The organism is Catenulispora sp. EB89, from assembly GCF_041261445.1.
In the GTDB taxonomy this organism is placed as follows: Bacteria; Actinomycetota; Actinomycetes; order Streptomycetales; family Catenulisporaceae; genus Catenulispora.
Window position 1 is genome coordinate 203,721 of sequence record NZ_JBGCCU010000013.1, and the last position, 19,835, is coordinate 223,555.

The window sequence follows — 19,835 nt, forward strand, 5'->3', positions numbered from 1 at the left end:
CCTCAGGAGCGATCATGACCACCTTCTCCACCCGGGCCCGCATCGTCACCGGAGCCGCCGGCCTGGCCGTCGTCGGCGCCGCCACCTTCGGCGCGCTCTCCGCCAACGCCGACGCCAAGCCGGCGGCCAAGCCCGCCGCACCCGCAGCCGCCGAGGCCAAGGGCGTCATCACCACCCAGCACCTCTCCGTCGCCTCCGCGTCCAAGGCGGCGCAGGCCGCCCTCGACGCCGCCGCCAAGGCCGGCCAGCACGTCTCGGTCGCCGTGGTGGACCGCGACGGCAACGTCATCGTCCAGCTGCGCGGCGACGGCGCCGGCCCGCAGTCGTTCTCGTCCGCCGAGGAGAAGGCCTTCACCGCCGTGTCCTGGAACGCCAAGACCTCGGTCCTGGTCGGCAACCTGCAGCAGAACCCGACCCTGAAGGACATCCCCGGCACCCTCTTCCTGGCCGGCGGTGTGCCCGTGGACAACGCCAACGCCCCGATCGCGGGCGTCGGCGTGGCCGGGGCGCCGAGTGGTGCGATGGACGAGGCGTACGCTCAGGCCGGGGCCGACGCCGTCACCAGGTAGGACCGTCGCCAAGCAGGAAAGCGTCAATGCTCGAACACAACCCCCAGAAGGAGACCCATGTCCTCCCCGACCACCGTCTTCACCGGGATCCGCCCCTTCGGCGGCGCGCCGATAGACCTGGTCGTCGCCGACGGCGTCGTCGCCCGGCACGCGCCGTCGGGCACCGCGGCCCCGGCCACGCCCGGCGCGCAGGTCGTCAACGGCGCCCACCGGATCGCGCTGCCGACCATGGTCGACGCGCACATCCACCCGGACAAGACCGCGTGGGGCGAGCCGTGGGTGTCGCGCAGGCGGGCGATGGGGATCGCCGAGCTCGGACAGGCGGACGCGGAGCTGTTCCGCGCCCTGCCGACCCCGGTCGGCGAGCGGGCCCGGCGGCTGATGGCGCACGCCGCCGCGCAGGGCACGCGGGCGATGCGCGCGCACGCCGACGTCGCCCCGGCCTTCGGCCTGGCCGGGCTGGAGGGTGTGGTCGAGGCGCGGGAGAAGCTGCGCGGGATCGTGGACGTGCAGACCGTCGCGTTCCCCCAGCACGGCGTGCACGTCGCGCGCGGCACCGCCGAGCTCATGACCGAGGCCGCGCGCGCCGGCCTGGCCGACTTCATCGGCGGCATCGACCCGATCGCGTTCGACCACGACCTGGCCGGCCAGCTCGACCTGATGTTCGGACTGGCGGACCGGTACGGCGTCGGCGTGGACCTGCACCTGCACGACACCGGGCCGGACGGCCTGGACGTCTTCGACGCCGTGGTCGCGCGCACCCGGGCGCTGTCGCTGGGCGGCCGGGTGACGGTCAGCCACGCGTTCGCGCTGGTCGGCCTGCCGGACGGCGACCTGGACCGGCGTGCGGCGGAGCTGGCCGAGGCCGGGATCGGGCTGACGACGGTCGCGCCGGCGGGCCGGACGCTGCCGGTGCGGCGGCTGCGGGAGCTCGGCGTGAACGTGGGGCTGGGTTCGGACGGGGTGCGGGATTCGTGGTCGCCGTTCGGAAACGCGGACATGCTGGACCGTGCGCATCTGATGGCGCGCTCGATGCGGGCCCGGGTCGACGAAGACCTCGAACTCGGGTTCCACGCCGCCGCGGAGTACGGGGCCGAGCTGCTCGGGCTGCCGGTCAGCGACCTGAGTGTCGGCTCGCCCGCGGACTTCTTCCTGGTGCGGGGCGAGTGCCTGGCGCAGGTGGTGGTGGACGTGCCGGCGCGCGAGATCGTGGTACGCGGCGGGCGGGTCGTGGCGCGGGACGGGGAGCTGGTCAGCGGGTGACGTCGCCGCCGGGGGCGGTTGGACCTTCGGCGCCGTCGGGGGCGGCCGGGGTCTCGGCGCCGCCGTCCCCGCCGGCCCCGGCACCCTCGCCGACTTCCGCGGCGTGGCCCGCGCCCCCAGCGTCCCCCGCCTCCTCCTCGGCGCGCTCGACCCGGCCGCGCCGAACCCGCCACATGATCAGCCCAATGATGATGATCACCGCCACCACGCCGGCGAGGATCCGCCCCACAACGTGCTCGACCCGCGAATAGGCGGCGCCGGCGAAGTAGCCCAACAGAGTGAAGCCGACGCCCCACACAATCCCGCCGAGCGCATTGAAGAGCAGGAACTTCCGATACGGGATGCGCGACATCGCCGCCAACGGCGGCATCAGCGCCCGGAAGAAGGACACGAACCGCCCGAGGAAGACCGCCTCCGGCCCTCGCCGCCGAATCAGGGCACGCGCCTTGTCGATCTTGACCTTGTGGCGCCGCAACGGCCGCGTGTTCAGCAGGCGCTCGCCGAAATGGCGCCCCACCTCGTACCCGACGCTGTCACCGGCGATTGCCGCGCAGACCACCAGGAACGCCAGCAGCCAGATGTTGACCGTCCCGCGGTTCGCCAGCACCCCGCCGATCACCGCCGCGGTCTCCCCCGGCAGCACGAAGCCGACGAACAGCGCGTCCTCGGCGAAGACCAGCAGCGCGACGACGACATAGATGAGCGCGGGCGGCAGATTGCTGAGCCAGTTGAGCATCGGCCCTACCCACCCGTCCGGCGCACCAGCTTGGCCCGCGCCCGCGTCCGCACCGCCGCAACCCCGCCGACCAGGAACGCGAACGTGTAGACGAGCTGCACCAGCACCACCCCCCGCGCCAACTGCCCACTCGGATGAATGTCGCCATACCCGACGGTCGCCATCGTGATCCCGGTGAAGTAGAGCGCATCCAGGCGCGTGACGAGCCCGACGAACTGGCCGTGCCGCGCGGCCATCGCCCAGTAACTGGCCGCGAAGACCAGGATCGCAGCCCACGACAGCAACACGATGCCGACACCCGGATGCCGATAACGGCCGACCCGGTCGGTCAGCGCCCGATTGGTGGTGACCACCATCCCGACGGCCAGCAGCGCGAGCAGGCCCGCAAGGATCAGCCAGGCCAGCACCCGGTGCTTGGGTCCGATCGGGTCAAAGGGCACGGTGAAGTACGCGGCGGTGAGGAGCACCGGGCCGAGGACAGCTGCGGCGATGCGCGCGACCCGGTTGCTCAGCCCGCCGCGCCCGAGCCCGCCGCTCTCCCCGCGACCAGCACCGCCCGCGGCAGCACGACCGCCATCGCCGCCCGGCTCGCCCGAGCCCTCTGAATCGCCGCATTCGTCGAACCGCCCGAACCCGCCGGCGCCAGCACCGCCAGCACGAGCACCCCCGCCGCTCGGCTCGCCCGAACCTTCTGGCTCCCCGCGCTCGCCAGTCGGCCCGAGTTCGCCCCTCCCGCTTTGACCAGCACCGCCAACGCTGCCTTGCTCTCCCAGCCCGCCGCCCGAGCCCTCCAGCTCGCCGCGCCCGAGTCCGCCGCTCTCCCCGCGACCAGCACCGCCACCGCCACCGCCACCTTGCTCGCCCGACTCGCCGGTCGGCTCGAGCCCGCCCCTCCTATCGCGACCAGCACCGCCAGCACCAGCACCAGCGCGGCCGTCATCCCCAGCCGCCCCGCCGCCCGCACCCGCCTCGCCCTGGTCGCTCATCAGCTACCTGCCTTCCCGCCGCGGCCCCCGCCGACGCAGCCGGCGTCACCCATCCAGCCGCTCGGCGGGTCGCTCGGCCAGGCGCTCCACCACCTGCTCGCATAGCTCGTGCGTGGCCAGCGCGTCCTGGAGGTCCGGGTACTGCGTCTCGCCGCGTACCGCTGCGAGGAAGTGCTCGCATATCTGCTCGATGCCCTTCACGCGTCCCACCGGGGCCCAGCCGGTCGGGGCCTCGACCAGGTCGTGGATGTCGCGGTGGTGGCCGTCGCCGATCAACTGGAGGCGCTCCGCCTTTGCGCCCGCGCGGCGGTTCATCGCGCCGAAGCAGGTGAAGCCGGGGCCGGACAGGGTCAGCGCGGCGTGTTCCAGCATTCCGTCCTCGACGCGGCCGGAGACCGTCACGTCCGAGACGTCGCCCGGGGCCAGGAAGCGGAGGGTGTCCACCACGTGGATGAAGTCGTCGAACACGACGTCGCGGACCGCCCCCGGTGCGTCGGCCTCGTTCTTCTGCAGGATCACCGTCTCGCGGGGGGAGCGGGCCGCCTCGACGTAGGCCGGTGCGTGGCGCCGGTTGAAGCCGACCATCAGCGGGGTGCCGGTGCGCTCCGCGTGCGCGATCAGGGCGCGCGAGGCGGCGAGCGTGTCGGCCAGCGGTTTGTCGACGTACGTCGGGACGCCGGCGTCCAGCAGGCGGGTCACGACCTCCGCGTGCGCGACCGTCGCGACGTGCACGAACGCCGCCTGTGGCGGATCGGCGAGCAGCACCTCCAACTCCGTGAACCGGCACTCCGGCGGTACGTGGTACGCCGCCCCGAGTGCGTCCAAGCGGGACCGGTCGCGCGTCATCAGCCGGAGCCGCAGGTCCGCGCGCGTGCCCAGTACCGGCAGGTACGCGCCCCGGGCGATGCCGCCCAGGCCGATCACCGCGACCGCGAGTCCGTCGTTCTTCATATAAGCCATGGTCGCGCACGTTGACGGTGGCCGCCGCTACGGTGTGGCCCCATGACCGACATCGATGCGCAAGCGGCCCCCGAAAGCGCCGCCGCCCGCATATCCGCGGCCCTCCACGCCGCCGTGGCCGCCCCCGCCGTGGCCGCCCCCGGCGACCGCGCCGCCGCCTGGCGCGTAGCCGAGGTCCTTGCCGCCGACTGGTCCGAGCGCCCCCTCGCCGACGGTGACGGATACGCCGACGCCGATCTCGACGCCGCCGCGGCCGCTCTCGGCCTCCCGCTGCCGGCCGCGCTGCGCGAGGGTCTCAAGCGCTTCGGCCGCCGCGACGACCTGACCCGCAACCAGGACCCGCTGAGCGCGCCGGAAGACCTGGAGACGTACGAAGGCGCCCTGGTCTTCCGCGACGAGAACCAGGGCGTCTGCTCGTGGGGCGTCCTCATCGAAGACCTCGGCCAGGACGACCCGCCGACCTACTACCGCGCCGACCTCCTCGACAAGACCGAGGAGGAGTGGCTGCCCTGGACGGACAGGCTCTCGCTGGCCCTCGTCGAAGCCCTGATGTCCGAGACGGTCCTCACGGAGGTCGACAGCATGGAGAAGTGCTGGGGCCAGCTCGGCCCCGAAGCCGCCGACGAAGACGGCCTCACGGCCCTCCCGCGCATCCAGCCCGACTGGTACAAGACCACGTACTACGTCGGCGACGACCTCCTCGCGCACGCCGCCGACGGCGCGTGGATCAGCGTCCTGGCCCGCTCCCGCGAGGCGCTGAACGCCTACACCGGCGAGGACGACGAAGAGCTCGACGAAAAAAAGTTCGACGAAGAAGTCACCGAAGACAAAGACATCGAGAGCTGAGGCCGCCACCATGGGTTTCTGGGACGCCGGACCGTTCGACAACGACGACGCCGCCGACTTCTCCGGCCGCCTCGACGACCTCCCGCAGGAAGACCGCGCCGCCGCCATCCGCGAGGCGCTTCGCGAAGCCGCGGAATGCGACGGATATCTGGAAGGGGACGTCGGCGCGTACGCGATAGCCGCGGCCGCGCTGGTAGCCCGCGAACTGTCGGACGGCGGCGCGCGCTTCGTAGCAGCCGCCTACGGCCCGAAGCAGCCGCTCCCGCCCCTCACCCCCGACCTGTTGCCGCTGGCGATCGCGGCGATCGACCGCACCATGGCCGACGACAGCGAGCTCGGCGACGAATGGAGCGGGGTCGACGGATCCGACAGCCCCTGGCACGCGAAGACGCGCGAACTGCGCGCCGTACTGACAGCCGACTGACACGGCACGACTACGGCACGACCACGGCACGACCACCTCGTCGGCCCTCCCCGCGCAGCAGGAGGGCCGACGAACCACACCCGCGCGCCTACCCCACGTAGTTGAAATGCGCCGGATCCGGCCCGATCCGGCCGTCGTCCCGCCGCAGCATCGTGATCTCGTCCATCTCGGCCTCGGTGAGCTCGAAGTCGAAGACCTCGAAGTTCTCCTTGATCCGCGACGGCGTGACCGACTTGGGGATCACCACGTCGCCGAGCTGCAGGTGCCAGCGCAGCACGACCTGCGCGGCGCTCTTGCCGTGCGCCTCGGCGATCCGCGCCAGCACCGGCTCCTTGAGCAGGTCGCCGCCCTGGCCGAGCGGGCTCCAGTCCTCGGTGACGATGCCCAGCTTCTCGTCCAGCTGGCGCATCGCCGGCTGCGGGAAGTAGGGGTGCAGCTCGATCTGGTTGATCGCCGGGATCTTGGACGACTCCTCGACCAGGCGCTCCAGCGTCTCGGCGGTGAAGTTGCAGACACCGATGCTGCGGGCCCGGCCGTCGGAATTGATTTTCTCCAGGGCGCGCCAGGTCTCGATATACAAATCCTGTTCGGGCACCGGCCAGTGAATCAAATACAGGTCCACGTAGTCGGTGCCGAGGCGCTCCAGGCTCTGGTCGAAGGCGCGCAGCGCGGCGTCGTAGCCGTGGTCGCCGTTCCAGAGTTTGGTGGTGAGGAAGATGTCCTCGCGCGGGACGCCGGAATCCCGGATACCGCGGCTCACACCGGCTTCGTTCTCGTAGGCGGCCGCGGTGTCCAGGTGCCGGTAGCCGACCTCGAGCGCGGTCGCGACCGCGGCCTGCGCCCCGGCGTCGGGCACCTGCCAGACGCCGAAACCCAACTGCGGGATGCGCGCGCCGTCATTCAAAGTGATGTATTGCATTTCTTCATCCCTTCCAGGCTTCGACGGCTTGAAAAATCGGGGTGGACCCGGACACCAGTTCGAGGGTCTGGTGGACGGCCGCGTGCTGTTCGATGACCTCGGCGAGGACGTTCGCGACGTCGACGCGCGGGACCGTGCCGCGACCGGTGTGCGGGACGAGGTGCACCAGTCCCAGGCCCGGCGTGTTCACCAGGCCGCCGGGTCGGATGATGGTCCAGTCCAGGTCGCGGCGCCGGAGATCGTCTTCGGCCTTGGTTTTCGCGTCGATGTAGGCCACCCAGGTCGCGTCGGAGCCGGGCGCCGCGGGCGCCCCGGCGCCCATCGAGGAGATCTGCACGAAGCGCCGCACCCCGGCCAGCTCGGCGGCGTCGGCCAGCAGCACCGAGCCCCCGAGGTCGACGGTGTACTTCCGCTCGGCCGAGCTCCCGGCGCCGGCGCCGGCCGCGAACACCACGGCGTCGGCGCCGCGGATGACCTCGGCCAACGACTCGGCGGTGGCGCTCTCCAGATCGAACACGACCGGCTCGGCCCCGGCGGCCACCAGATCGTCGGCACCGTCGGGGCGGCGCAGCAGCCCCTGCACGGTGTGCCCGTCAACACTCAGCCGCGCCTCCAGCAACAGAGCGATCTGTCCGTGGCCGCCCGCAATCACGATTCGCATGCGTCCTCCCTATCCCACCCGGGCGCGGTGCGGGAGGTCGAGACGACCGTTCGGACCAGAAACCCTCAGTCCTCGGTCAGCCGCACCAGCATCTTCCCGGTGTTGGCCCCGCTCATGACCCCGAAGAAGGCGTTCAAACCGTTGTCGATGCCGTCGACGACGGTCTCGTCGACGTGCAGCGACCGCTCCGCGAGCCACCCGGCGGCCTTGCCGATGTACTCCGGGAACGCCTTCATGTGGTGCCCGATGGTGAAGCCGCGCAGCGTCAGGCTCTTGCCGATGGCGTTGGTCAGGTGGCTCGGCCCGGGCGGCGTGGACTCCGCGTTGTACACCGAGATCGCGCCGCACAGCGCGATGCGCCCGAACAGGTTCATCCGGGTCAGCGCCGCGTCGAGGGTGTCGCCGCCGACGTTGTCGAAGTACACGTCGATGCCCTCCGGCGCGGCCTCCTTCAGCTGCTTGCGCAGGTCTCCCTCGCGGTAGTCGATCGCGACGTCGTACCCGAAGTCGTCCTTGAGCCGGCGCACCTTCTCCGGGCCGCCGGCCGAGCCGATGACCTTCGACGCCCCGAGCTTCTTGGCGATCTGCCCGGCGACGGAACCGACGGCCCCGGCGGCGCCGGAAACGAAGACGACGTCGCCCTCCTTCACCGGCGCGATCTCGGTGAGGCCGACGTACGCGGTCAGACCGGTGATGCCGAGCACGCCGAGGTAGGCCTGCGCCGGGGCCACCGAGACGTCGAGCTGCTGCACCTTGGACGCGTCCAGCAGCGCGTACTCGCGCCAGCCCTCGAAGTGCGAGACCGTCGCGCCGACCGGCACCGCCGAGCCGTCCCCGGCCGCCACCACGACGCCGACCGCGCCGCCGGTCATCGGCTCGTTGAGCTGGAACGGCGGGATGTAGGACGGGACGTCGTTCATCCGGCCGCGCATGTAGGGGTCGACGGACAGGAACGTGTTCCGCACCAGGATCTGCCCCGGCCCGGGATCGGCGACCTCGGCCTGCAGGAGACGGAAGTCGGAGGCTTTCGGCTCGCCGACGGGGCGGGCGATCAGCTGCCATTCACGGCTGGTGACGGACACGGGTTGCTCCAGGAGAGTGAGGGGTGGGGGATACAAGATGATGAGCGCGAGCGGTTGGGTCCGGTCTGCTCATCGTCGCCGACGGGCACCGGCGCTGCCACTGCTCGGCAGCGCCGGACGCCGGGACGACCGGCGCGAGCTCACGGGCAAGCTCAGCCGAGCGCCTTCAGCAGCTCGGCCGCCAGCGGCGCGGAGGACATCGGGTTCTGCCCGGTGATCAGGTTCCGGTCCACGACCACGTGCGGCGTCCACGGCGCGGCCTTGTCGACCACCACGCCGTCGGCGACCAGGCGGTCCTCCAGCAGCCACTTCGCCTTGTCGGCGAGGCCGCCCTGGACCTCCTCCTCGTTCGTGAACGCGGCGACGCAGTAGCCGGCGAACGCCGAGGTGCCGTCCGGCGTGTGCGCGGCGAGCAGGGCCGCCGGGCCGTGGCAGACCACCGCGAGCGGCTTGCCGGAGGCCAGGGCGGTGCTCAGGACGCGGCCGGAGTCGGCGTCCTCGGCCAGGTCCTCCATCGGGCCGTGGCCGCCGGGGTAGAACACCGCGTCGTAGTCGTCGACCGAGACGTCGGCCAGCGCCACCGGGCTGCGGAGCTCGGTCATCGCCGCGACGGCGTCGGCCATCTGCTGCGCGCCGTCCTCGCCGCCGGTGAACTGCGCGGACAGGCTGCCGGCGTCCGCGGTGGGGACCACGCCGCCGGGCGTCGCGACCGTCACTTCGTGCCCGGCCGCCTTCAGCGCCTGGTAGGGCACCACGGCCTCCTCGGCCCAGAAGCCGGTCGGGTGCTTCGTGCCGTCCTTCAGCGTCCAGGAGTCGGCACCGGTCAGAACCATCAGGATCTTTGCCATGCCAAGACGGTAAACCTCATGAACCTATCGAGACCAATGGGCACTCCGATAGCGACTATCGATTTTCCGATGGATCGCGGTAGCCTCGGCGCATGGCCGAACCACTGGACCTCAACCAACTGCGCACCTTCCTCGCGGTGCACCGCTCCGGTTCCTTCACCGCCGCGGCGCACCTGCTCGGCCTGTCCCAGTCGACGGTCACCACACAGATCCGCGCGCTGGAGACCCGGCTGGGCCGCGAACTGTTCGAGCGCCGGGCCCGCGGCGTCGCCCCGCTCCCCTACGCCGACGACCTCGCCGCGCAGGTCGCCTCGCCGCTGGACCGGCTGTCCGGCCTCAGCGACGACGCCGACACCCCGGCCACCGAGCCGGTCCACCTCGCCGGCCCCGCGGAGTTCCTGGGCGCGGTCGGCATGGGGCTGGTCGCCCCGCTGATCGCCGCCGGCGTCCAGCTCCGGGTCACCACCGGCCTCACCGACGACCTGCTCGACGAGCTCCGCGCCGGCCGCCACGACCTGGTGATCTCCACCCGCCGTCCGAACTCCCGGGGCCTGGTCTCAGAGCCCTTCGCCGACGAGGAGTTCGTGCTCGTGGCGGCGCCGCTGTGGGCCGAAAGACTGAAGGACGCAACCCTTCCGGCAGCACTGGCCGACGTCCCCCTCATCGCGTACGACGCCGACCTCCCGATAGTCCGCCGCTACTGGCGCTACGTCTTCAACCAGCGCCTGACCGCCCCGACGCAGCTCACCACGATCCCTGACTTGCGCGGGATCCGCACCGCCGTGGTGGCGGGCGCCGGCTGGACAGTCCTCCCGAAGTACCTCTGCCGCGCCGAACTCGACAGCGGAGCCCTGATCCTGCTCCACGAGCCCGACGAAGCGCCCCTGAACACCGCCTACCTGGTGCGCCGGCCCGGCGGTTCGGCCAACCCGCACGTGGCCGAAGTCCGCCGTCATCTCCTCGCCGCGGCGAAGGCGTGGTGGGCCGATCATGAGTGCTGAATTCGATCACCCCTGTTGACACCACCCTCGCCGGGAGAATACTGAGCGGACAGTTACCGACCGGTTGGAAAGCAAGGGTGCCGCCATTGATCACCCAGCACGACCTCGAGAACCGCGTCCAGGACTTCCTGGCCGCCCATGATCCCCGCACCACCAGCAAACAGGACTTCCTCCGAGCCCGCTTCGACGCCGGGCTGGCCTGGCTCCACTATCCCGAAGGCCTCGGCGGGCTGGGGCTGCCGCGTGACCTGCAGCCGGTCGCCGAGAAGGCGTTCGCTGCGGCCGGCGCGCCCGACAACGACCCCCGGCGTATCGGCATCGGGTTGGGGATGGCCGCGCCGACCATCCTCGCCTTCGGCAGCGACGAGCAGAAGCAGCGCTGGCTGCGGCCGCTGTGGTGCGGGGAGGAGGTCTGGTGCCAGCTCTTCTCCGAGCCCGGCGCCGGATCCGACCTCGCCGCGCTGGCCACCCGCGCCGTCCGCGACAGCGAAGGCGAAGGCGACAGCGCCGACTGGATCGTCAACGGCCAGAAGGTCTGGACGTCCATGGCGCACGAGGCGCGCTGGGCAATCCTGGTCACCCGCACCGATCCGGACGTCCCCAAGCACCAGGGCATGACCTATTTCGTCCTGGACATGACCGCCCCCGGCGTCGAGGTACGGCCGCTGCGGCAGCTCACCGGCGAGGCCGAGTTCAACGAGGTCTTCCTCACCGACGTCCGCATCCCCGACAGCCAGCGCCTCGGCGCGGTCGGCGAAGGCTGGAAGGTCGCGCAGACCACGCTGATGAACGAGCGCGTGGCGATCGGCGGCGGGTCCTCGCCGCGCGAGTCGGGGATGATCGGCGTGCTGGCCCAGCGCTGGCGCGACAATCCCGGGGTCCGCGACGCCGCGCTGCACGACCGGCTGATGATCCTCTGGGTCGCCGCCGAAGCCGCGCGCCTGACCGCGATGCGCCTGTCCGCGCAGCTCGCGGCCGGCCAGCCCGGCCCCGAGGGCTCGGCGGCGAAGTACGCCTTCGCCACGCTCAACCAGCAGATCTCCGGCCTGGAGCTGGAACTGCTCGGCGAGGAGGGCCTGCGCTACGACGACTGGACCATGCGCCGGCCCGACACCGTCGACTTCGTCGGCCGCTCCCCCGGCTACCGCTACCTGCGGGCCAAGGGCAACTCGATCGAGGGCGGCACCTCGGAGATCCTGCTGAACATCATCGCCGAACGCGTCCTGGGCCTGCCCGGCGAGATCCGGGCGGACAAGGACGTCGCGTGGAAGGACCTCCCCCGGTGAGCGAGGAACTGCTCTACTCAGAGCCCGAAGAAGAGCTGCGCACCGCCGTCGCCGACCTGCTCGCCGACCGCGCGCCGTGGGCCTCGGTGCTGGCCCGGACCGAGTCGGCCGAGCCCTACGACGCGGAGCTGTGGAAGGCGCTCGGCACCGGGATCGGCGCGGCGGGACTGCTGATCCCCGAATCGCTCGGCGGCGCCGGCGCTTCGCTGCGCGAGGCCGCGGTGGTCGCCGAGGAGCTGGGCAAGGCGGTCGCGCCGGTCCCGTTCCTGGGCAACCTGACCGCCACCGCGCTGCTGCTGGCCGTCCACGACGCCGGCAACGGCACCGCCGCCGCGGCCGACGAACTGCTCCGCCGGATCGCCGCGGGCGAGCAGACGGTCGCCGTCGCGATCCCGTTCACGCGCTCGCCGGACACGACGTACAAGGGCCGGGTCTCGGTCACGCCCTGGCCGCCCCGCGAGGATCCGCACGAGGCCCGCGTCACCGGTCGGGTCACGAGCGTCGCGGACGCGCTGCCGGCCGATGTCCTGCTGGTCCCGGCCGACGGCTCGATCTACGTCGTGCAGGCCTCGGACGCGAAGCGCACGGCGGTGACGTCGCTCGACATGACGCGCGTCCTGTGCGACATCGAGTACGACGACACCCCCGCCATGCTGCTGACGACGCGCTACGGCGCGCTCCAGAGCGCGCTGCTCAGCGCGGCGGCGATCCTCGCCTCCGAGCAGTTGGGGCTGGCCGAGCGCTGCCTGGCAACCACGGTCGAGTACGTGAAGACGCGGCACCAGTTCGGCCGCGCGGTCGGGTCCTACCAAGGCCTCAAGCACCGGCTGGCGCAGCTGTGGGTACAGATCGCGCAGGCCCGCGCAGTCGCGCGCCACGCGGTGTCGGCCACCGGCGAGGAGCAGGCGATCGCGGTCGCCGTGGCGCAGGCGCACTGTTCGGCGGTCGCGGTTCAGGCCGCCGAGGAGTGCGTGCAGATGCACGGCGGCATCGGCTTCACCTGGGAGCACCCCGCGCACCTGTATCTGAAGCGCGCGAAGAGCACGTCGCTCGCGCTCGGCGCTCCTTCGCGGCACCGGCGGCGCCTCGCGGAGTTGGTGGACCTGCCGGCGAGCTGAGCGCGCCCGGCGGTTGACGACGAGGGCAGGTCAGAGCTCATCGGAAGCGGTGAGCTCGGCCTCCGCTCGCAGGTAAACGCCCCACGCGGTGTCCGTGATCGGAGCGGACTCCTCGCCGTCGGCGCGCGTGGTGACCACGTTGTCGGTGACGATGAGCTGCCAGACGTCGTCCTCCTCCTCGCCCTCCGCGTCGATGACTCCGTTCACCAGGTGGTCAAACGTGAAGTGGGCGAACTCCGGCGCGTAGTAGCGGCCTTCGACACGGGACTTCAGCTCTTCGGCAAGGAGCGCGTCCGGCATGAGGAAGTTCCTCACCAGGTACGCCATCCACAGCTCGCCGTCATAGAACTTCTCGATCTGGTTCCACTGGATCCGGCCGCCGTCGTCCGTCGGCTCCCACTTGCACCACAGCCCGGGCTGCTCGAACCCCGGCTTGTTGTAGTCGCGGATGTCCGGTTCCTCATCCTGGCCCCTAAATCCCGTACCGCAGTAGTACGGTCCGAGATCCCGGTCCATGCGCCGGGTGCCCGCGAAACGCCGGAGATACGCGATCTCATGCCGGTTCAGCGGCGGCACGACCGCGACCGCGCCCCGGAAGTCGGTGTTGTAGCCCATGGGCCCGGAGCCTATTCGGAGCCGCCCACAGAGCCGTTCATAGAGCCGCCCACAGCCGGCAGGCTCAGCGCCTTGATCCAGATCCGGTTCAGCGTCTCCACCAACTTCTCGAACGGCATCGGCACCTTCTGCACGTACGCCACGAAGGCCATCCGCGACACCATCCCCGACAGCGCGTGCGCCGTCAGCAGCGGATCCAGCTCCGGATCGGCGGCCCCGGCGTCCTGCAACGTCCGGATCATCTTCGCGTTGCGCTGCACGAAGGCGTTCGCGCGCTCGATCCGCACCGCGCGGAACTCCTCGTCGATGTGCGACACCTGCTCGAACAGGCCCATCAGCTTGGCGTTCTTCTTGTACGCGCGCAGGTACTCGCGATTGGCGAGGTCGATCAGCTCGCGCGGGTCCGTGACACCGGTCCGGGCGCGCAGGTGCGGGTGCACCATCTCCTCGGTCACCTGCTCGGCGACCGCCTGGAAGATCTCCTCTTTGCCCTCGAAGTAGGTGTACAGCGAGCCGGAGGCGACGCCGGCTTCGGCCGAGATGTCGGCCAGCCGGGCGTCCAGGTATCCGTCGCGCTCGAACACCACGCGCGCGGCCGCGACCAGTGCGTTCCGCGTGCGGATCCCGCGTGCGCTGCGCGGTGTGACGCGAACCTCAGACTTCACCATGCCGAAACGCCGTCTCCCTACTTGAACTTGACGCCGACCTCAACTATACCGGAATCATGTTCGTTGTCTCCGACCGCGCGAAGCGCTACCAGGACGATCTCCTCGCCTTCATGGACGAGCAGATCTACCCCGCCGAAGAGGTCTACGAGGAGCAGATGCGCGCCTCCGGGGACCCTCATCACCAGCCCGCGGTCATCGAGGAGCTGAAGACCGAGGCCCGGAAGCGCGGGTTGTGGAACCTCTTCCACCCGCACCCCGAATGGGGCCCCGGGCTCACCAACTTCGAGTACGCGCCGCTGGCCGAGATCATGGGCCGCAGCCACCTCGCGCCGGAGGCCACCAACTGCGCCGCCCCCGACACCGGCAACATGGAAGTGCTCACGCTCTTCGGGTCCGAGGCGCACAAGGAGAAGTGGCTCAAGCCGCTGCTGGACGGCGAGATCCGGTCCGGGTTCGCGATGACCGAGCCGGCCGTGGCCTCCTCGGACGCGACCAACATCGAGATGCTCATGGTCCGCGACGACGCGCGCGGCGGCTACGTGCTCAACGGCCGCAAGTGGTTCACGTCCAACGCCATGCACCAGAACTGCCGCGTGCTGATCGTCATGGGCAAGACCGACCCGGAGGCCGAGCCGCACCGCCAGCAGTCGATGATGGTGGTGCCGCTGGACGCGCCGGGCGTCACGATCGTGCGCTCGCTGCCGGTCTTCGGCTACCAGGACCGCGAGGGGCACGCCGAGATCACCTTCGAGGACGTCTTCGTCCCGGCCGAGGACCTGCTCAAGGGCGAGGGCGAGGGCTTCGCGATCAGCCAGGCGCGCCTGGGCCCGGGCCGGATCCACCACTGCATGCGCACCATCGGCATGGCCGAGCGCGCGCTGGAACTGATGTGCCGCCGCGCCTCCGAGCGCGTCACCTTCGGCCGGCCGCTCGCCGAGCGCGCCAACATCCAGGACTGGATCGCCGAGTCCCGGATCGACATCGAGCAGACGCGGCTGCTGACGCTGAAGGCCGCCTGGATGATGGACACGGTCGGCAACAAGGCCGCGCGCACCGAGATCGCCGCCATCAAGGTCGCGGCCCCGGAGATGGCGCTGCGCATCATCGACCGCGCGATCCAGGTGCACGGCGGCGCCGGGGTCACCGACGACTTCCCGCTGGCCTGGGCCTGGGCCCACCTGCGGACGCTGCGGCTGGCCGACGGACCGGACGAGGTCCACAAGCGCTCCATCGCCCGGATCGAACTCGCCAAGTACAAGCACTGATCTGTGTTCTAGCACTGATCTGTGTTCTAGCACCAATCTGTGTACAAGCACTGATATACAGGAGTCCCCTCAGCTCATGACCAGCCCCCTCATCCCCTCGCTGAACGGCCGCACGGCCATCGTCACCGGCGCTTCGCGCGGCATCGGCCTGGCGATCGCGCAGACGCTGGCCGCCGGCGGCGCGAACGTCGTCCTCACCTCGCGCACCAAGGAGAACGCCGAGGAAGCCGCCAAGCAGGTCGAAGGACCCGGCACCGCGGTCGGCTTCCAGGCGCACGCCACCGACGAGGACGCGGCCCGCGCCTGCGTGGCGTTCGCCATCGAGCGCTTCGGCAGCCTGGACATCCTGGTCAACAACGCCGGCACCAACCCGGCGTACGGCCCGCTGATCGACATCGAGAAGAGCCGCTTCGCCAAGACGCTCGACACCAACCTGTGGGGCCCGATCCTGTGGACCTCGCTGGCGGTGAAGGCGTGGATGGGCGAGCACGGCGGCTCGGTGGTGAACACCGCCTCGATCGGCGGCATCCACGTCGCGCCGAACCTCGGCGTCTACAACGCCAGCAAGGCCGCGCTGATCCACGTCACCAAGCAGCTTGCGCTGGAGCTGGCGCCGAAGGTGCGGGTCAACGGCGTAGCGCCGGCGGTGGTCCGCACCAAGCTGGCCGCGGCCCTGTTCGAGCGCGAAGAGGAGGTCGCCGGCTCCTACCCGCTGGGCCGCATCGGCGAGCCGGAGGACGTGTCCTCGGCGGTCGCCTTCCTGGCCTCCGACGCCGCGGCCTGGATCACCGGCGAGACGCTGGTCATCGACGGCGGCGCGCTGCTGGGGCAGGCCGGTGTCTGAGGCATCGGCCGGTCCCGCACCAGAGGAGCTGCCAGGGCTGGTCTCCGGCTGGCTGCGCGAATCAGGGATCGACCACGAGCTCCCGCTGTCGCTGACCCGGGTCGGCGTCGGGCAGTCGAACCTGACCTACGCGGTCACCGACAGTTCCGGGCGCCGCTGGATCCTGCGCCGCCCGCCGCTGGGCCACCTGCTGGCCTCGGCGCACGACGTGGCCCGCGAGGCGCGCATCCTGACCGCGTTGCAGGACTCTGACGTGCCCGTCCCGCAGGTGTTCGGCGTGTGGGACGCGGACGGCGTCCCGATGGTCCTGATGGAGTTCGTCGACGGCCTGGTCCTGGACCGGGAGAAGACCGTCGCCGGAGTCGACGAGCCGACCCGGCACGCGGTCGGCCTGTCGATCGCCCGCGCCCTGGCGCCGGTGCACGCCGTCGACCTGGACAAGACCGGACTGGTCGACCTGGCCAGCCACAAGCCCTACGCCGAGCGCCAGCTGAAGCGCTGGACGACGCAGTGGCAGCACTCGAAGACCCGCGAGTCCGCCGACCTGGACACGCTGACCGCCCGGCTGGCCGCGGCGATCCCCGAGCAGCGCGAGCTCACCCTCGTGCACGGCGACTTCCACCTGCGCAACGTGATCGTCTCGCCCCGGGACGGCGCGGTCACCGCGGTCCTGGACTGGGAGCTGTGCACGCTCGGCGACCCGCTGGCCGACGTCGGCACGCTGCTGGCCTACTGGCCGGCGGCCGGCGAGGCCGGCGCGGGCCTGCTCAGCCACTCGATGATGCCCGGCTTCCCGAGCCGCGACGAGCTGGCCGCGGCCTACCTCGACGCCAGCGGCCGGGACGGCTCCGCGCTCGGCTTCTGGCACGCGCTGGGCCTGTGGAAGATCGCCATCATCGCCGAGGGCGTGCTGCGGCGCGTCCTGGACGAGCCGCGCAACCGCGCCTCCTCGTCCGCCCCGACCACCGACATGATCGACGCCCTGATCACCGAAGCGCTGAGGACTCTGCCATGACCGACCAGACCACCGCCGCCCCGCACGACACCCCGCGCACCGCGATCGTCACCGGAGCCGCCCGCGGCATCGGCGCGGCCGTGGCCGCCCGGCTGGCCGCCGACGGGCACGCGGTCGCCGTCGTCGACCTGGACGAGACCGCGTGCGCGGACACCGTCGCGGCGATCACCAAGGCCGGCGGCAGGGCGCTGGCCGTGGGCTGCGACGTGTCCGACGAGGAGCAGGTGGCCGCGGCGGTCACCCGGATCGCCGCCGAGCTCGGCGCGCCCACGATCCTGGTCAACAACGCCGGGATCCTGCGCGACAACCTGCTGTTCAAGATGACCGTCGGGGACTGGGACGCGGTGATGAACGTCCACCTGCGCGGCGCGTTCCTGATGTCGCGGGCCGCCCAGAAGCACATGGTGGACGCCGGGTTCGGCCGGATCGTGAACCTGTCCAGCACCTCGGCGCTGGGCAACCGGGGCCAGGCGAACTACGCCGCGGCGAAGGCCGGCATGCAGGGCTTCACCAAGACGCTGGCGATCGAGCTCGGCAAGTTCGGCGTCACCGCCAACGCCATCGCGCCGGGCTTCATCGAGACCGACATGACCAAGGCCACCGCGGCTCGGATGGGCGTCGACTTCGACGTCTTCCGCGAGGTCGCGATCAGCCAGATCCCGGTCGGCCGCTCCGGCAAGCCCGAGGACATCGCGGCCGTGGCCTCGTTCCTGGTGCGCGAGGACGCCGGGTTCGTCTCCGGCCAGGTGATCTACGCGGCCGGCGGGCCGAAGGACTGAGACGCCCGACCGATCCGGCCTGTTGAGAAGAAGGCAGAGGCAGCAATGACGCAAAGCACTGAGGCACCCGAGCTGGTCCTGGCCGAGCGGCACGGCGCGGTCCTGCTGCTCACCCTCAACCGGCCGGAGCGCCTGAACGCCTGGAACATCCCGCTGGAGGAGCGGTACTTCGCGCTGCTCGACGAGGCGGAGGCCGACGACGACGTGCGGGTCGTGGTGGTCACCGGCGCGGGACGCGGGTTCTGCGCCGGGGCCGACATGGAGGACCTGTCGCAGCTCGGCACGGTCGATCCGGACGCCATCACGCAGGCCCAGGCGCAGGCCGAGCGCCGGCCCCGCGAGCGGCCACTGTCCTTTCGCAAACCCCTGATCGCAGCGATCAACGGACCGGCGGCCGGGCTCGGACTCGTGCAGGCGCTGTACTGCGATCTGCGCTTCACGACGCACGAAGCCAAGTTCACGACGGCCTTCGCGCGGCGCGGCCTGATCGCCGAGTACGGGATCGCCTGGCTGCTGCCGCGCCTGGTCGGACAGAGCCGGGCGCTGGACCTGCTGATGTCGGCGCGGGTGGTGCTCGGCGACGAGGCGCGCGCCATGGGCCTGGTCGACAGGCTCCTACCCGCCGAGTCCCTGGTCGCCGAGACTCTGGCCTACGCGGCGGACCTCGCCGAGAACTGCTCGCCGCGGTCCATGGCGTTGATGAAGCAGCAGGTGTACCAGGCGATGGATTCGGACCTGCCGACCGCGATCGCGGTGGCGGACAAGCTGATGCACGAGTCGTTCCGCCACCCCGACGCCGCCGAGGGCGTGCACAGTTACCTGGAGCGTCGTCCGCCGCGGTTCGCGCCCTTGGAGTCGGCATGAGCACCACCCCCCGCGCCGTCCTCACCGACTTCGGCGGAGTGCTGACGTCGAGCATCTTCGAGGCCTTCGAAACGTATTCGGTGTCGGTGTCCGGTGATCCGACGTTGTTCGGGACGCTCTTCCGGAGCGAGCCGGCCGCCGGCGCGCTGCTGGTGGAGCACGAATGCGGCCGGATCGACCAGGCGGAGTTCGAGCGCGGGATCGCCGAGCTGTTGGCGCCGCGCGGGATCGTCGTGCCGGCGCCCGGGTTCGTCGACTCGTTCCAGGCGCTGCTGAAGCCGGACGCGGAGATGGTCGCCGCGATACGTGCGCTGCGGGCCGCCGGCGTGCCGGTGGCGATCGTCTCCAACTCGCTGGGCGACGACGCCTATGCCGGGTACGACCTGGCGGAGCTGGCCGACACGTCGGTGATCTCCGGCGAGGTGGGGGTGCGCAAGCCGTCGCGGGCGATCTACGAGATCGCGTGCACGCGGCTGGGGGTCGAGCCGTCGGACTGCGTGATGATCGACGACCTGGAGCACAACCTGCAGGGCGCCGCACGGCTCGGCATCGTCGGGCTGCACCACACCGACTCCAAGCGCACGGTGGCCACCTTGGCCGAATGGTTCGGTATAAGCGTTTGATCACCGGAGGCTGGCACACCTACGGTCATTCCATGACCGACCCGAGTTCCCTGCGTGACCGCCTCCGTGCCGCCCTTCCGGCCGCGATGAAGGCCCGCGACCGTGCCACCGCCTCCACGCTGCGCGCCACGCTCGCCGCGATCGAGAACGCCGAAGCCGTGGACGTGGCCGTGGTGCCGGCCGCCGGGGCCATCGAGGCCAGCGCGGTCGGGATCGGCGCGGCCGAGGCGGCGCGCCGCGAGCTGAGCGAGGCGGACGTCGCGGCGATCGTGCGCGCGGAGATCGCCGAACGCGAGCACGCCGCTGAGGTCTACGAGGGCTCGGGCCACGCGGACAAGGCGGCTGAACTGCGGGCCGCGGCGGCGGTGCTGACGACCTTCCTGGCCTAGCCGGACCTGAGTGATGTCCCGCGGTTCTGTCACAACCTTCGGTTCGAGATCGCGTTCGACGCGGGGGCTCCGCT

The 19,835-nt window shown here is 71.3% G+C and carries 24 protein-coding genes; 14 read left to right on the forward strand and 10 right to left on the reverse strand.

What is annotated here, in order from left to right; all coding sequences use genetic code 11:
- The first annotated feature begins 14 nt into the window (after positions 1 to 14).
- Together ABH920_RS26770 and ABH920_RS26775 are read left to right on the forward strand one after the other, a co-directional pair.
- Positions 15 to 569, forward strand: a complete 555-nt coding sequence (locus ABH920_RS26770) for a heme-binding protein (RefSeq protein WP_370351879.1) — start codon at positions 15 to 17, stop codon at positions 567 to 569.
- Positions 570 to 626: 57 nt separating this feature from the next.
- Positions 627 to 1,832 (forward strand): amidohydrolase, encoded by a 1,206-nt coding sequence (locus tag ABH920_RS26775; RefSeq protein ID WP_370351880.1) that lies wholly within the window; start codon positions 627 to 629, stop codon positions 1,830 to 1,832.
- On the opposite strand, the gene ABH920_RS26780 is transcribed toward ABH920_RS26775, so the two are convergent.
- The 4 genes from ABH920_RS26780 to ABH920_RS26795 all read right to left on the reverse strand — a co-directional run bounded on the left by ABH920_RS26780 (position 1,822) and on the right by ABH920_RS26795 (position 4,505).
- Positions 1,822 to 2,568 carry a DedA family protein gene (locus tag ABH920_RS26780; RefSeq protein ID WP_370351881.1) on the reverse strand — a complete coding sequence of 249 codons (747 nt, stop codon included), beginning with the start codon at positions 2,566 to 2,568 and terminating at the stop codon, positions 1,822 to 1,824. The two genes, ABH920_RS26775 and ABH920_RS26780, sit on opposite strands and share 11 nt — an antisense overlap.
- A 5-nt stretch (positions 2,569 to 2,573) precedes the next feature.
- Entirely contained in the window at positions 2,574 to 3,035 is a 462-nt protein-coding gene (locus ABH920_RS26785) for a potassium channel family protein (protein WP_370351882.1), read from the reverse strand.
- Between the two features lie 41 nt (positions 3,036 to 3,076).
- A complete protein-coding gene (locus tag ABH920_RS26790; protein ID WP_370351883.1) occupies positions 3,077 to 3,508 on the reverse strand; it encodes a hypothetical protein in 432 nt (143 codons plus the stop codon).
- 91 nt (positions 3,509 to 3,599) lie between these two features.
- Positions 3,600 to 4,505 carry a Gfo/Idh/MocA family protein gene (locus ABH920_RS26795; RefSeq protein ID WP_370351884.1) on the reverse strand — a complete coding sequence of 302 codons (906 nt, stop codon included), beginning with the start codon at positions 4,503 to 4,505 and terminating at the stop codon, positions 3,600 to 3,602.
- Between the two features lie 51 nt (positions 4,506 to 4,556).
- On the opposite strand from ABH920_RS26795, the gene ABH920_RS26800 reads away from it, so the two are divergent.
- Entirely contained in the window at positions 4,557 to 5,360 is an 804-nt protein-coding gene (locus tag ABH920_RS26800; protein ID WP_370351885.1) for an SMI1/KNR4 family protein, read from the forward strand.
- Between the two features lie 10 nt (positions 5,361 to 5,370).
- Positions 5,371 to 5,784 (forward strand): DUF4259 domain-containing protein, encoded by a 414-nt coding sequence (locus ABH920_RS26805; protein WP_370351886.1) that lies wholly within the window; start codon positions 5,371 to 5,373, stop codon positions 5,782 to 5,784.
- Between the two features lie 88 nt (positions 5,785 to 5,872).
- On the opposite strand, the gene ABH920_RS26810 is transcribed toward ABH920_RS26805, so the two are convergent.
- The 4 genes from ABH920_RS26810 to ABH920_RS26825 all read right to left on the reverse strand — a co-directional run bounded on the left by ABH920_RS26810 (position 5,873) and on the right by ABH920_RS26825 (position 9,294).
- Positions 5,873 to 6,703, reverse strand: a complete 831-nt coding sequence (locus ABH920_RS26810; RefSeq protein WP_370351887.1) for an aldo/keto reductase — start codon at positions 6,701 to 6,703, stop codon at positions 5,873 to 5,875.
- 4 nt (positions 6,704 to 6,707) lie between these two features.
- The gene (locus tag ABH920_RS26815; RefSeq protein WP_370351888.1) at positions 6,708 to 7,364 is read right to left on the reverse strand and encodes an SDR family oxidoreductase; all 657 of its coding nucleotides are present in this window, start codon (positions 7,362 to 7,364) and stop codon (positions 6,708 to 6,710) included.
- 65 nt (positions 7,365 to 7,429) lie between these two features.
- Positions 7,430 to 8,446, reverse strand: a complete 1,017-nt coding sequence (locus tag ABH920_RS26820) for an NADP-dependent oxidoreductase (protein ID WP_370351889.1) — start codon at positions 8,444 to 8,446, stop codon at positions 7,430 to 7,432.
- Positions 8,447 to 8,598: 152 nt separating this feature from the next.
- A complete protein-coding gene (locus ABH920_RS26825; RefSeq protein WP_370351890.1) occupies positions 8,599 to 9,294 on the reverse strand; it encodes a type 1 glutamine amidotransferase domain-containing protein in 696 nt (231 codons plus the stop codon).
- 92 nt (positions 9,295 to 9,386) lie between these two features.
- On the opposite strand from ABH920_RS26825, the gene ABH920_RS26830 reads away from it, so the two are divergent.
- The 3 genes from ABH920_RS26830 (at position 9,387) to ABH920_RS26840 (ending at position 12,699) form a co-directional block, all read left to right on the forward strand.
- Positions 9,387 to 10,295, forward strand: a complete 909-nt coding sequence (locus tag ABH920_RS26830; RefSeq protein ID WP_370351891.1) for a LysR family transcriptional regulator — start codon at positions 9,387 to 9,389, stop codon at positions 10,293 to 10,295.
- A gap of 77 nt (positions 10,296 to 10,372) precedes the next feature.
- Complete coding sequence (locus ABH920_RS26835; protein ID WP_370351892.1) at positions 10,373 to 11,581, forward strand: acyl-CoA dehydrogenase family protein; 1,209 nt, start codon at positions 10,373 to 10,375, stop codon at positions 11,579 to 11,581.
- Complete coding sequence (locus ABH920_RS26840) at positions 11,560 to 12,699, forward strand: acyl-CoA dehydrogenase family protein (RefSeq protein WP_370351893.1); 1,140 nt, start codon at positions 11,560 to 11,562, stop codon at positions 12,697 to 12,699. Before ABH920_RS26835 ends, ABH920_RS26840 begins: the two co-directional genes overlap by 22 nt.
- Positions 12,700 to 12,729: 30 nt before the next feature.
- On the opposite strand, the gene ABH920_RS26845 is transcribed toward ABH920_RS26840, so the two are convergent.
- Positions 12,730 to 13,314, reverse strand: a complete 585-nt coding sequence (locus ABH920_RS26845; protein WP_370351894.1) for a hypothetical protein — start codon at positions 13,312 to 13,314, stop codon at positions 12,730 to 12,732.
- 11 nt (positions 13,315 to 13,325) lie between these two features.
- Complete coding sequence (locus tag ABH920_RS26850) at positions 13,326 to 13,982, reverse strand: TetR/AcrR family transcriptional regulator (protein ID WP_370351895.1); 657 nt, start codon at positions 13,980 to 13,982, stop codon at positions 13,326 to 13,328.
- A 56-nt stretch (positions 13,983 to 14,038) separates the two neighbouring features.
- Between ABH920_RS26850 and ABH920_RS26855 the strand changes: the two genes are divergently transcribed.
- The 7 genes from ABH920_RS26855 to ABH920_RS26885 all read left to right on the forward strand — a co-directional run bounded on the left by ABH920_RS26855 (position 14,039) and on the right by ABH920_RS26885 (position 19,761).
- Positions 14,039 to 15,247 (forward strand): acyl-CoA dehydrogenase family protein, encoded by a 1,209-nt coding sequence (locus tag ABH920_RS26855; protein WP_370351896.1) that lies wholly within the window; start codon positions 14,039 to 14,041, stop codon positions 15,245 to 15,247.
- Between the two features lie 76 nt (positions 15,248 to 15,323).
- The gene (locus ABH920_RS26860; protein WP_370351897.1) at positions 15,324 to 16,091 is read left to right on the forward strand and encodes an SDR family oxidoreductase; all 768 of its coding nucleotides are present in this window, start codon (positions 15,324 to 15,326) and stop codon (positions 16,089 to 16,091) included.
- Positions 16,084 to 17,106 carry a phosphotransferase family protein gene (locus ABH920_RS26865; RefSeq protein ID WP_370351898.1) on the forward strand — a complete coding sequence of 341 codons (1,023 nt, stop codon included), beginning with the start codon at positions 16,084 to 16,086 and terminating at the stop codon, positions 17,104 to 17,106. The genes ABH920_RS26860 and ABH920_RS26865 overlap by 8 nt, the downstream gene beginning before the upstream one ends.
- Positions 17,103 to 17,885 (forward strand): 3-oxoacyl-ACP reductase FabG, encoded by a 783-nt coding sequence (gene fabG, locus ABH920_RS26870; RefSeq protein WP_370351899.1) that lies wholly within the window; start codon positions 17,103 to 17,105, stop codon positions 17,883 to 17,885. The genes ABH920_RS26865 and fabG overlap by 4 nt, the downstream gene beginning before the upstream one ends.
- Positions 17,886 to 17,930: 45 nt before the next feature.
- Positions 17,931 to 18,749 (forward strand): enoyl-CoA hydratase, encoded by an 819-nt coding sequence (locus tag ABH920_RS26875; protein ID WP_370351900.1) that lies wholly within the window; start codon positions 17,931 to 17,933, stop codon positions 18,747 to 18,749.
- Positions 18,746 to 19,372, forward strand: a complete 627-nt coding sequence (locus ABH920_RS26880) for an HAD family hydrolase (protein ID WP_370351901.1) — start codon at positions 18,746 to 18,748, stop codon at positions 19,370 to 19,372. The genes ABH920_RS26875 and ABH920_RS26880 overlap by 4 nt, the downstream gene beginning before the upstream one ends.
- A 32-nt stretch (positions 19,373 to 19,404) precedes the next feature.
- Entirely contained in the window at positions 19,405 to 19,761 is a 357-nt protein-coding gene (locus tag ABH920_RS26885; RefSeq protein WP_370351902.1) for a hypothetical protein, read from the forward strand.
- The last annotated feature ends 74 nt before the right edge of the window (positions 19,762 to 19,835 follow it).